General features: G+C 72.3%; 10 protein-coding genes and 1 pseudogene. 2 read left to right on the top strand and 9 right to left on the bottom strand.

Annotated features, from left to right (window positions below; all coding sequences use genetic code 11):
- Positions 1-25: 25 nt before the first annotated feature.
- The 3 genes and pseudogenes from Q1K26_RS17475 to Q1K26_RS28790 form a co-directional block, all read right to left on the bottom strand.
- Positions 26-1900, bottom strand: coding sequence for a hypothetical protein (locus tag Q1K26_RS17475; protein ID WP_300013762.1), 1875 nt, complete (start codon positions 1898-1900; stop codon positions 26-28).
- Entirely contained in the window at positions 1900-3654 is a 1755-nt protein-coding gene (locus Q1K26_RS17470; RefSeq protein ID WP_300013759.1) for a hypothetical protein, read from the bottom strand. Before Q1K26_RS17470 ends, Q1K26_RS17475 begins: the two co-directional genes overlap by 1 nt.
- A gap of 141 nt (positions 3655-3795) precedes the next feature.
- Positions 3796-3996 (bottom strand): annotated as a pseudogene (locus Q1K26_RS28790) (integrase); the annotation flags it as partial.
- A gap of 1243 nt (positions 3997-5239) precedes the next feature.
- Here Q1K26_RS28790 and Q1K26_RS17460 point away from each other — a divergent pair.
- Positions 5240-5725 carry a hypothetical protein gene (locus tag Q1K26_RS17460; RefSeq protein ID WP_300013753.1) on the top strand — a complete coding sequence of 162 codons (486 nt, stop codon included), beginning with the start codon at positions 5240-5242 and terminating at the stop codon, positions 5723-5725.
- A 29-nt stretch (positions 5726-5754) separates the two neighbouring features.
- On the opposite strand, the gene Q1K26_RS17455 is transcribed toward Q1K26_RS17460, so the two are convergent.
- Together Q1K26_RS17455 and Q1K26_RS17450 are read right to left on the bottom strand one after the other, a co-directional pair.
- A complete protein-coding gene (locus Q1K26_RS17455) occupies positions 5755-6132 on the bottom strand; it encodes a hypothetical protein (protein WP_300013750.1) in 378 nt (125 codons plus the stop codon).
- 211 nt (positions 6133-6343) lie between these two features.
- A complete protein-coding gene (locus Q1K26_RS17450) occupies positions 6344-7084 on the bottom strand; it encodes a DUF2786 domain-containing protein (RefSeq protein ID WP_300013747.1) in 741 nt (246 codons plus the stop codon).
- A 227-nt stretch (positions 7085-7311) separates the two neighbouring features.
- Between Q1K26_RS17450 and Q1K26_RS17445 the strand changes: the two genes are divergently transcribed.
- Positions 7312-8121: an alpha/beta fold hydrolase gene (locus Q1K26_RS17445; RefSeq protein ID WP_300013745.1), complete on the top strand. Its 810-nt coding sequence runs from the start codon at positions 7312-7314 to the stop codon at positions 8119-8121.
- Here Q1K26_RS17445 and Q1K26_RS17440 read toward each other — a convergent pair.
- The 4 genes from Q1K26_RS17440 to Q1K26_RS17425 form a co-directional block, all read right to left on the bottom strand.
- Positions 8110-9408: an XRE family transcriptional regulator gene (locus Q1K26_RS17440; protein ID WP_300013744.1), complete on the bottom strand. Its 1299-nt coding sequence runs from the start codon at positions 9406-9408 to the stop codon at positions 8110-8112. The two genes, Q1K26_RS17445 and Q1K26_RS17440, sit on opposite strands and share 12 nt — an antisense overlap.
- Positions 9409-9836: 428 nt before the next feature.
- On the bottom strand, positions 9837-10967 hold the full coding sequence (locus Q1K26_RS17435; protein WP_300013742.1) for a hypothetical protein: 1131 nt from the start codon (positions 10965-10967) through the stop codon (positions 9837-9839).
- 4 nt (positions 10968-10971) lie between these two features.
- Positions 10972-11496, bottom strand: coding sequence for a DUF4913 domain-containing protein (locus Q1K26_RS17430; protein WP_300013740.1), 525 nt, complete (start codon positions 11494-11496; stop codon positions 10972-10974).
- On the bottom strand, positions 11493-12147 hold a 655-nt coding region (locus Q1K26_RS17425; RefSeq protein ID WP_300013738.1), incomplete at its 5' end, for a TraG/TraD/VirD4 family protein. The genes Q1K26_RS17425 and Q1K26_RS17430, both read right to left, overlap by 4 nt.

Raw genomic sequence — 12147 nt, 5'->3', positions numbered from 1 at the left:
TCATGCACCAGACGGGCGCCACTGATCAAATCGGCAGGTCAAGGGGCCGGTGACAGCGGCCCGAGACAAGCCACTCCGAGGACATACTGACCAGCCGACCTGCGGTTTCGCCGCCCGCCTGATGCAATTCCTGAGAGTTCTGGTAGTCGCGGAACGCCGCGACGGTCAGCTCGAGGTGATGCTGGTGTTCGGCGTGCTCAACCTCGGCGCGGAACAGCGCTTGGGAACCGCCGGGACGGTGGGCGTAGCCCTCGGTGGTGGCCACCGACACGTGCTTGAGGTGGATCTTCGCCGCGAGCAGGCCGCCGGGCCGTTTGGCCATCTCCTGGGCCAGCGTGCGGCGCAACATCCGGGCGTTGACCGGACCCGCTGGCAGCGCGGCCAGCCCGAGCCGGCGGGCGAACGGCTCGGTCAGCCACGCCCGCAGGTTGTGGTAGCTGGTGCCGATGAGCACCGCCCCGAACAGCGGCTGGCCGGGGGCGGCACCGGTGAGCCGCTCGGCCAGCGCCACGGCCCGGTCGACCTGCTCGATGACCACCCATTCGTCCGGGATGCCGCCGAAGCGCTGATGCTTGATCAGTCTGCTGGCCAGCCGGAACCGCCGCCCACCCCCGTGGACCTCGCGGGCGGGTAGGCGCGATCCGGCGGTGATCTCCATCAGCTCGCAGCGGCGCATCCCGGTCGTGGCCGTGGTCAGGATCTGCGCGGCGAGAAGGACGTAGCCGACGGCGCGTTGCAGTTCCTCGGCGGTCAACGGTTCGGTCCAGGCCACCGGCTCGCCGGTATCCGCGCGCGGGACCGGCGCCGCGTCGCGTCCCCACCACCCGGCGACGCCAACCTCGGCAACCGCGGCGTGCAGGACCGGGCGCATCTGGGGCAGCTGGTGCGCCGGCAGCCGCCGGATGCGGGCTTGGCGCGCGATCAGGTTGACGTGCACGCGCAGCAGCGGGTCGTGCGGGTCCCACCCGGCTGCCAGCCGTTGACCGACGATCGCCTCCGAGGACCGAGGCAGCGGCGCACCGCGGGAGCGAAGCGCGTCCACGGCGGCTTCGAACCGGGCCAGGCGCGCCGCACCGAAATGCGCGGCGTTCGACAACCCGGCCTCGGTGGGGCTCGCGCGCAGCCGGTCGTGCTCCTCGGCGAGGTGCGGCCCGACCGTTTCGACCAGGTAGAGAGTGTTGGCCAGCAGCGGCGCCAAGATGTGCTCGGGAACCGGCGGGGTGGAGTTCTCGATGTTGGCCTTGCGGCCGGTGACCTGGCTGGCGGTGCGCCCGGCCCAGGGGACGAAGCCCGGCCGGTAGCGGTCGGCGAGGAACAGCGGCCCGTAGGGGGCCAACACCTGGATCGCCTTCGCCAGGTTCGAGGTCGTTGAGCGGGCCAGCCGCCGGCGCGACTGGCCGGTCTCCGGGTGGCTCCAGGAGTGCTGCTCGAGGAACGCCTCGCAGTGGGCCTGGGTGACCTCGCCGAGCGTGGTGACGTCGTGCGCGGTCAGCCAGTTGCACCAGGCGATCGCGCGGCGCAGATAGAGGTAGCAGGTGCGCGGGCTGCGCACGGTGCGAAACGCCGCCGGGACGGTGAGCACCCGCTCGTCGTGTGGGGCCAGCAACCCCAGCAGCAGGTCTTTGATCACCGGCCGCCAGCGCGGGTTGTCGATGGCCGAGAAGTCCCACAGTTTCTCCCGCTCGGTCATCTCCTGGGGGGCGTCGGCCAGGCCGCCGAAGTCCCAGCGCTCGTCGTCGTAGACCGGGCGGACGGCCCCGGGCCGCAGCGTCAGGCCCGCGGTGCGGCAGACGTCGGCGCCGGCGAACACCGACGGCGCGCCGCCGCCGACGGCAGCCGGGTCCGTGGCCGCGACGGCGCCCAGCGGTTCGCTCAGTGCGGCGCTCACGGGGATGGACATCAGGTCGTGGTTTCCTCGGGACGTAGGGGGAGCTCGGCGTCGGCGTCGCGGACCTGCCGCCCGGCCTGGGCGAGGACGGCCGCCGGCAGCCGGGGCAGGATGTCGTTGTCGAGGCGGTCGGCGTAGGGGCCGAACACACGCAGGAACTGCTCGGTGGGCATCTGCCGGAACTGGCGGGCGAAGTAGGCCTTGAGCCGCAGCAGGTTCGGCGCGTGGCGGGGCAGGAACACCGCCAGCGGGCAGAGCAGACACACCCACGGCCGCGCCGGACAGGGGACCCCCTTCGGCCCGTGCTGACCGGCGAGTTGATCGACGCAGGCGGCGGTGAACACGTCGCGGCGCCCCCCGACCAGTTCGGCGAGGACACCCTCGTCCAGCCCGAGCCGGGACACCGCGTCCGGGAAGTCGTTGACCAGCTCGACGGCCTGGTCGCCGGAGAGCACCACCGGGGGCAGCGCCTTGCGCAGCAGGTCGGCCTGCCCGTCCTCGACGATCGACTCGAGAGCGTCGCGCTGGCCGAGCGTGGTGGCGCTGAGGTAGTTGTCGCCCTCGACGCGCGCGGTGTGGTTCGGGTCGATGGTGGTGCGGCCGGTCCACCCCCGCCGGGCCAGCACGTTCTGGTAGGTGGTGCGGATCCGGCTGCGGTGCAGCGCCAGCCGCGCGCCGTCGTCACCGCGCAGATCATGCCGATCGGCCCAGCGGTTGACCATCTCGTGGCCCGTCGGCGCGGCGACGCGCGCGCCGGCGGCGGAGCGCCCACCGGGGGCCGGGGCGGCGAGCCATACCCGGTTCTGCAGGTGTGGCGGGGCGACGCGCCGCAGCGGCGCGGAGTGCTCCAACCAGCGGGCCAGCAGCCGGACCGCCCGGACCGGCAGCGCGAGCCCCTCCGGCCCGGTCCGGCCCTTGACGTAGTCGAGCAGGATCCGGTGATCACCGGCCCAGTCGATGTCACCCAACCCCACCGAGTCGATCCCGTCCGGGACGATGCCGGTGTAGACGCCGAACAGCAGCCGGTAGGCGGTCTGCGTGCGGTAGGTCGGGAACAGCGCCTCGCGCGCGGCACCGACCAGCGCGTCGAACCCCTCCCGGCCGGCCGGATCGTGTCGGCGCATCGTGGGGACGTGCCCGCGCAGATGCTCCTTGACCTCGCCGATGTCCAGCGGGCCGCGGCGCAGCATGAGCCAGCCGAGGCTGTCTTCGCTGACCCCCGCCGTTCTCGGATCGCCGGCCCGGCCGGCGGCGGCCAGGACGGCCGCGTGGCGGGCCCAGCTGTGCGCGACGTCGTGCTGGCAGCAGCCGGTCAGCCGGGCCCACTCCGTGTCGGTGTAGGGCTGGTAGCTGCTGTTCTTCGGGTTGGCGTGGATCGCCCGCCCGGACAGGTGCTCGCGGACCTCCGGGCGCAGCGCGCCGGTCGCGGCGTCGCACCCGCGCAACAACCCCCGGGTCACCAACTCCAGACCCGAGCTGTGGCTCATCCAGTAGCGCAGCAGCATCGGCCGGGTCAGCTCGCCGGCCGGCCCGCTGAACCCGGCCTCGGCCAGCGCCCGGACGATGTTGCGCAACGCGACGACGTAGTGCCGCGCGGTGTGCGTCGCGTTCGCCCGCCCGTACGGGTGAAAGCACATCACCATCCCGTGCGCCAGATCCAGCGCCAGCCGCGGGTTCGGCAGCCCGTCCAGCCGCGCGCTCCAGCTGCGGCCACCCGGGAACGAGAACCGCACCGTCAGCGGCGCGTCGATCACCTCCGCCGGCATCTATCCGCTCGCCTCGTCGTCGAGCCCCGCGTCGAACTCGGCGGCGAGCTCGGCGCCGACCTCGTCGCCGAGCTTGCCGGTGTCGGGCGCGGCGGCGGCGTAGGCGTCGCGGTAGACCCGGGTGATGTCCAGGCGCGACAGGTAGACCTGCGTGGTGGTCACCGAGGAGTGACCCATGAGGTCGCGCAGCACCGTGACCGGGTCGCTCTTGGTCAGATACAGCGCCATCGCGGCGTCCGCGCCGGTATCCGTGACCAGCGCCGCGGCCTGCTGATAGTAGCCACAGATCAGCTGCTCGAGGGTGTGCATCGCGAACGAGTGCCGCAGCCGGTGCGGGCTCACGATCGGAAACCGCGGCTCGAACCGCCGCCGGATCCGCTGCGAGGTGCGCCGGAACACCGTGGCCCAGTCGGTGAACGGGGCTCCGCTGGACCGCACCGCGAGCAGGCAGGCCGCGCCGTCCGGGGAGACCAGCCGCAGCCGCTCGTTCGGGGTCAGCGTGCGCCACGAGCGGCGCACCCCGTTGATCAGGGCGCCCTCCCAGTCCGGGTCGCGCACCCGCAGCGGCTCGCCCAGCTGCGCCGGTGGCTGCCACCCGCCGCGCCCCGCCGCGGCCGCGCGCTCCAGGCGCACGTAGTTCCACACCTCGACCAGGGTGTCGTGATCGACCCAGGTCGTGCGGGGCTTGCTGCCCTTGGTCGTGCCCGGTCCCAGCGGGAACGCCACCGGGACCGCAGACCGCCGGGTCGGCAACGGCGGGATCTCGTAGACCAGCAGGTGGGTCAGCTCTTGGCGGCGCAGCCCGCTGGCCAGCGCCAGCCGGCCCACCGCGGCGTTGCGGCCCAGCTCCCGGCCCCGATACGCCTCGTCCGGGCTGCCGTCGGGGTTCAGCCCGGCCAGCGCGTGCAGGAACAGCGCGGCGAAGTCGTGCTCGAGGTACTTGATCTGGGCGTGGCGCTTCGCCGGGCGCAGCTTGGCGTGATTGCGACGATGCGTCCACACCGCGCCGTCGGTGATCCGTCTGCCGGTCGAGTAGCTGAACGGCCCGGCGGCCGCGCAGCCCTCGTCCTGCGCCCACTCGTAGAATAACGACAGCGCAGTGACGTGCAGGTTCCACGTCGAGCCGTCCCAGCGATGCTGCGGCGACTCGCTGAGCCGGTAGCCGGCGTACGCGCTGAGCACCGACCGCAGCTCCTCCCGCGACCCGAACGGCGCGACCCGCCGCTCGGACAGGAACTCCAGCCACGCCCGCAACGCCTCCGCGTAGACCCGCCACGTCCGTCGAGCCGGAGCGCCGTTCACCGGTAGTTCCCGCAGCCACCGGTTGACCACCACCGCCGGGCGCGGGTGCGCCGGACCGTCCTCGAAGCGCAGATCGTCATCCACCAGGACCGGCATGCCCTCGCGGATCAGCGGCCGGCGCCCCACGTCCCAGGACTCCCAGCCCCGCGGCGAGAAGTCGATCAACAGCATCGGCGGAACCTACAGCCGACGCCCGACGTGCCTGAACTCGCCCGCACGCTCTACCCCGGCCCACGGAGAAACGAGACACGGCAGCAAAGCAACGACAAACGGTGGCTACGTCGTGGCCGCCGGCTCGGCCCGTGAGCAGGGCTCCTACCGGGTGGAGCGGCATGCCTCGGTCGCTGAACTGCCCGCATGGCTCGCTCGCGCCCTGATCCCGCGGGCGCTGCCGACACCCGTCAACCGGACCGAACTGACACCCGCGCGGGCCAGCGCCTACGTGCGCGCGATCGTCGAGCGCGAGGCGCAGTTGGTGGCGGCCGCGTGCACCGGCACTCGTCACCACACCCTGCTCAGGGCGGCGCGGACTCTAGGGCGCCTGGTCGGCGGTGAGGAACTCTCCGAAGCTGACGCCCGCATGGCCCTGCACACCGCGGCCGCCGGACACGTCGGAGTCGACGGCACGACGCCCCGCGAGGTTCACCAGACGATCGAGGATGGCATGCGGTACGGCATGCGGCTTCCACGACGGATTGGTGGTGGCCGCATTCGAGCGTCGTCCTCGGGAGGGCGGGCTCGCCCCATATTGGGTCGCGATCACGGGTAGTGCGATCAGTGCGACGTGGCGGCGTGCGTTCATGTTCGGAAGACGACGACCACTACGCCTGCGCGCCGCACGAGCCGCACCATGCCGAGTCCGACGATCACGTAGGCAACAGGAAGCATGAACCAGATGCCGTCGGTGGCACCGCGTTCGAGCACGGGCCACACTACGCCGGGCGGGCCGGGGCCGAATCGAGCCTCCAGTTCCTCACTCGTGAGGACCGTCGCCGAGTCGTCGTGTGCATCGGTCGAGTCGAGCACCCGGACGTGGAGCGCGTCGACCGGCAGGCGGAGCGATCGCCACACAGCCTCAGCGAGCCGGTCGACGGTGTCGTCGCGGGACGGCGGGCGGCCGTCGGAGTCGCGGCAACCCGTCGCCCTCACGTCCGCCACGACCTGCGCCGCGGCCATCGTGGATGTTGCCGTGACGACGGCGCATCCGGCGCGGATGTCGAGGTCGCCCGAGGACGATGCTGCGGGCGAGCACCCCGCACAGATCAGCGCGATGATGATCGGCAGCGACAAACAGAGGGTCGTACGAAGCGACGTCATCGGTCAACGCTCGACGTCGAGCATCGACACGCGCAACGCGAAAGCGCCAACTGTGGACAACCCGGGCCGGCTACCCGCGATCCAGGGCGCGGCGGGACGGGCCGAGGCGGGTGTGGCCCACGTCGGCGCGCCGCCCGGCTTCCGTGCCGGCCGCGTACCCGCTTCCGGACAGGCGCCGCGGGCGCGATGCCCGCAGGTGTCCGTACCGCTCGTCGTACGCCTTCTCCACCAGCGACCGGCGGTCGGCGAGGACCAGCGCTGCGGACGGCTTGCCGGTGGCGGCTCGCGCGTCGTGCTGCTGGACCGCGCCCTGCTCCGCGGCGACCAGCCTGCGGTGGACTTCTGAGGAGAACCCGACCAGCCACGTCCGGCGAAACGCCGTTGTCGACTCGCCCGACCATCCTGGCGGTCGCTGACGCACCACGGACCGTGTCGCCTGGAGCAGTAGCGAGGTGAACACGAGCTCGACCCGGCGCAGGTCGGTCTCGAACCCCATTACCGTCACCGCTGCGGTCTGGCCCCGGTTGCACCCGGGGTGCCGAACGACGCGGCAACCCATCGCTCGGGCCACGCCGCCGGCCAGCGTCGCCTTCTCCGTCGAGTACGGGTCGGTCATCGCAATGCGGCGGCTCCCGATCACGTCGCGGGTGTCGCCTCCGGCGGCGGCGACCATCGCCGCGTCGACGCCGTGGCGCGCCATCAGGTCCGCGGCCTTCGTGTTGTAGGCGTCCGCCTCGTCCGGCGTCGCCGCGCGCTCGGCCTTCGCGAGCAGCTTGCGGATCACTTCGAGCTTTTGCTCCGCAACGTCCATGCGCCGCCACCTCCGATCGTGGAAGGACCCGTTGGGTCGGATCCGGTGCTGACCTCCGTCCTACGGCTGCGGGTGGGCGGTTGCGTGGTCGAAGGACGGATGTCCCACGACCCGAGTGGTCGCTCCGTGGTCGTTCCGTGGTCTTCATGTTTGGAGCGCCTGCAACGAGTGGGCGGCCGGGCCTCCCCGGCCTGCCGGTGGCACGCACGTCTGGGCAGGATCAGCGCATGGCCTCATCGACGACGTTCCTCAGATCCCTCGACGGGACGAGGTTGGCGGCGGACATCGCGGTCCCGACGAACGCGGAACGCGGCGTGGTCCTGGTCCACGGTGGCGGCGTCACCCGTGATGAGGGCGGGTTCTTCGTCCGGCTGGCCGACGGTCTTGCTGCGGCCGGGGTGGCGTCGGTGCGGTTCGACCTGCGTGGTCACGGTGCGAGCGGAGGTCGGCAGGAGGACTTGACCTTGGCTGGGGTCGGCAACGACATTCGCGCGGTGGCCGACCACCTCGCGTCGATCGCCGCCCTGGACCGGGTGGGCGTGCTCGGCGCGAGCTTCTCCGGTGGCGTGTGCGCGGTCCTGGCCGCCCGGCACCCGCAGCTGATCGACCGGCTGGTGCTGTTCAACCCGCTGCTGGACTACAAGAAGCGGTTCGTCGACGACAAGGAGTACTGGAGCGGCGACCGGATCGACGAGCCGGCAGCGGAACGGCTGGCGACCGATCGGTACGTCGCGCACTCCCCGTCTTTCCGGTTGGGCAGCGGACTGCTCAACGAGGTCTTCTGGTGGGACAGCAGAGCGGAGCTGCCGAACGTGACCGCGCCGACCTTGATCGTGCACGGCACGCACGACACCTTCATCCCGGTGGAGTCCTCGCGGGCCGCCGTCGCCGCCCTGGGTGGTCCGGCTCGGCTACTCGAGCTGGACGGCGCGCAGCACGGGCTGGCGGTGCACGACGACCCCGGCTACCGGCAGCCGCAGACATTGCGCTGGCAGGCTTCGGTGATCGACGAGACCGCGCAGTGGCTACGACGGTGATGGTTGCGCTGCGGTGCGGAGCGCGTCTTCGAGTGCCCTGACCTGGGAGCGCTGTCGCCAGGGTTGCAGCGCGCCGAGCAACGAACGGGCTTCCCCGATGCTGCGTCGCGAGTGGGTCGCGACAGCCACCGGTAAAGCGCCGCATGCGGTGCGCGCTGCCTCGTCCGGTTCTCCGGACAGCGCGAGCGAGGTGGACAGCAGGATTCGGAAGTACGCGTCGTCGCGTGCCGAGGAGATCCCGTCCGCGAGGATGCGCTGATAGAGCACTACGGCCTCAGCAGGTCGCCCGGCCTCGGTCAGGCACACCGCGGTCTGCAGGGTGAGGAGCTTCTCGCTGTAGTGCATGCCGGGCTCGTCTGGATCCTGTCGCCCTGTCGCCCCGCTCAGCTGATCGTGGGCCACCTCCAGGCGGCGCCGCACGTCCCGGTCCGTGGCGCCGAGCATCGCCTCGCCCCTGGCGCGTTGCTGGTGGATCTCCGCGCGGAGCCCGGGCCCGAGTGCGTCCTCCCCCCGACCTGCGGCCATCGTCAGGTCGAGCATCCGTCGGGCGTCGCGCTCGTCGTAGGCGGCCTGCGCCTTGCGTAGCAAGACGTAGGACTGCATGGCGACGTCGTCACCCTGTTGCGCCCATTCCATCGCCCGGTCGTGCCAGTGGAGGGAGCGGACTCGGTCGCCGAGGTCGCGGTAGAGGAAGCCGGCGAACTCGGCCGAGCGGGCGGCGATCCCGAGCAGCGATACGCGGTCGGCTCCTTGGCTGGCCCGCAGGGCGGTGGTGATCGAGGTCAGCGTGCCGAGGACACCGGCGAGCGCCCGGTCCGATCCTTGCGCGCGGTCGAGCTGCTGCAGGTGTTCCAGCTCCCGGCGGTAGTCCGCTGGTGAGGCGTGGCCGCGGCCGCCGCCGACCGCCACGGCGGCCAGACCGGCGAGTCCGGTGCGAAGGACCTCGCGGCGATCGAGCGGCACGTCAGTAGCCTGCGCGTCACCGTCCGGTCCGGGCAGATCGGGGCCGGCTCGGCCGCGTCGGGTGGGTCGAAAACCGAGCTCGGCGTCGGTGTCGACGCCGAGCACGGCGCGCAGGGCCGACCGGTACGCGGCGCTGGGCCAGCGGACGACGCCTCGTTCGTAGCGCGCGATGGTGTGGGCGTCGAGGGCGTAGCGGGTGTGGGTGGTCTGCCACAGGTGCGCGTTGGCGGCGTCGGCGAGCTCGCCGCGGCTCATCGGCTCGCCGTCGAGCAGCGCGGACGGGCGGGACAGCCGCGCGGCCCTCAGGGCGTCGTTCGCCCCCACGCTGCCTCCCTTGGTCGGGCGTGCCCCGTGCGGTTGCGTCACAGAATGCCCGACGATGCCCGAAGGCGTGCCCTGTTCGTCGCGAATGTGGACGCGCACGCTCGGTAGGTGCCAGCGCCAGCCGACCCCGCCGACACCGTTCTCGTCCTCGCAGCCCGGCTCATCGGCGCTGACGCCGGGTCGGTGCAGCGGGTGCGGGCCAAGCACCGGCGGCGAGCGGACGGGCACTGCACATCCTGCGGAACAAGCAGTGGGCCGTGGCCGTGCTTCGTGCTCAGTGCGGCGCTGGAGGCGGACCGTCTGGCCGGGCGGAGTGCCGAGCAGCCGACTTCCACACCGCCGTCCAGTCGCTGGCCGAAGCAGACGTGAGCTTGACAGGTCGAGGGCTTGCGTCAGATGCACGGATCATGCATCCGACGGAATTCTGATCACTCCCGGAAGCTGACGTGGAGGTGGTCGAAGTGCCCTCCCGTGGCGTCCGCCGGGTTGTAGACGCCGCCGCCGGTGTACGGGCGGCCCCAGCCGTCGGTGTCGGGGGTGTCGGGTGACCAGAAGCGGCCCTGCCAGATCAGGTACTTGACCTTGAGGGCGGCGGCGTGGGTGCGGAGCCAGGTGGCCAGCCGCCATCCGTTCTGGAGTTCCTGGCCCTGCGGGAACTGGCCTGCGGCGGCGGGGAAGTAGTCGCAGGCCTGGCCGCGGGGATGGTCGCTGTCGGGGTTCCAGGCGTGTTCGTCCCAGCAGCCCGCGGAGCGGACCGGTGCATCGGGACCGGGATGGCCGAAGGCGCGCACGATCTCGTCGTGGGCGTGGCGGGTGGCGGGGGTGAGGCAGCGGCCGCCGGTGGGGTCATCGGCTGTGCAGAGCGCGCTGGGGCCCTCGAACGGCGTGGGCGCGGGCAGGTCCTCCACGGACACCGGCCCCGCTGCGGCACCGTACTGCGCGACGAGAGTGTGGACGCGGTTGAGGTAGTTCGCGATGACGTCGGCGCAGGTGCGGTTGCAGCCGGCTTCACCGGCGGCGGGGATGCCGGTGGCCGAGCCGGTGAGGCGGCCACAGCCGGCGATGTGGCACACGAGCATGCCGTCGAGGGCGCTGGTCGGCTTGCCGGTGGCCTGCAGGTGCGCGGCGGCGATGCGCAGGTTGGCGCATACCCATGGGAGCGCGCGGCGCAGGTGCTCGTCGGGTTGAAGGATGTCCGCGTCGGCGGTCGGTGGGCTGGCCGACCAGGCCGCACCGCCAGCGTCGGTCCAGCTGGCCTCGTTGAGCTGGTAAAGCCCGGCGGCGCCGCCGTTTCGATCGCTGCTGAACGCGGCGGGGTTCCAGCTGGACTCGGCCTGGACGTGGGCGATCACCCACAGCGGCGGGAGTTCCGGACACGCGGTGGCGGTGACGGTCGCGATGGTCTCGAGGTGCTCCGCGGCGAGGGCGGGGATGGCGGCGGCGTTCACCGCGTTGGCCGGTGGTGCCGCGGCGAGCCCGCCGAGCAGCCCGGCGATCAGCAGCAGCGGCAGGAGCAGCGCCGCGACCAGGCCGCCGCCGGTGATGAGGACGGCGCGCACGCCGTCACTCGGGTGTCCGGGTCGGCAGGGTCGCGATCGGGGTGTGCCCGCTGAGGCTGCGGTAGCGCTCGTTGTGGGCGCAGTCGGCGAACGGGCCCAGCGGGGTGAGCAGTTCGCGCAGGCAGGGGTCGAGGTGGTCGCGGATCCAGATCGACATGGCGGCTCCGGGTTCGGGGGCCAGTTCGGTCCAGGCCCGCCGGAGCGCTTCGAGGCGGAACACGGCCTCGGGGTGTTCCCACCACAGCGGGCACCAGATCAGCTCACCGCGCAGCGGGCGGGCGATCATCGAGGTGATCGTGTCGTGCACCCAGACGATCAGGGCGTCGACGTCGAGCTCGTCGTCCCCGTCCTCGGACGACTCGACGGCGGGCTCCGGGACGGGTACGCCGTTGAGCAGCTCGTCGAGGAGGTCGGACTGGTGGGTCCGCCAGGCTTCGAGGGCCTGGACACGGGCACACAGTTCGGCGATCAGTCGCTCACCGGACGGCTGGGTGGTCTCCTCGGGGCCGGTCGTGTCGGACGTGGTCATGGTCGGGCTCCTGTTGTTCGCGGGGTCGGGAAGCTGTGCGTGGCTGGGCCGGCCGGGGCCGGGCGGTTGATCGGGTTGTTGGGTCCGAGCGCGGCGGCGGCGGCCTGACGCAGTTCGGTGAGCGCGGTGTCGGCGTACTCGTGGATGTCGGTGTGGTCGTGCTCGCGGTACCAGGGGTGCAGCCGGCCCAGCCCGACCCGGCGCCCGGTGGACAACAGCACCGCCTGGTCGCGGGGGATCGCGCGCAGCGCGGACGGGGGCATGACGGGTTCGCGGGCCTGGGAGTACTGGCGGGAGTGACGGCTGCGGTCGACGCTGGTGGAGATCCGCTCGACGTAGTGGTCGCCAATCAGGCCGGAGAGCTTCTGCAGGAAGGCGTGGTCGTCGACACCGGCGCCGACGAGCTTGATGGTGGCGGCGGACCCGAGGGCCTGCATGCCCTGTTCACCCCTCACGCCGGCGCCTTGCTGGTCGCTCTGCCGCTGGGTGAGGACCTGGATGCCGCGGGAGCCGTAGTGGCTGTAGCGCTGGGGCAGGGCGCGGATCGGGCAGTTGTTCGCGGCCTCGTCGAGGACCGCGACGACGGGTGGTTCGAGGCGGCCCCCGGAGGCTTGGGCGAGGAGTTCGGCGATCTCCAGAATGCGGTCGACC

Origin of the sequence: Pseudonocardia sp. (genome assembly GCF_029263155.1) — a bacterium.
Classification (GTDB): Bacteria; Actinomycetota; Actinomycetes; order Mycobacteriales; family Pseudonocardiaceae; genus Pseudonocardia.
Note: the sequence above shows the minus strand (reverse complement) of the source record. Positions and strands in the feature narration are given on the sequence as shown.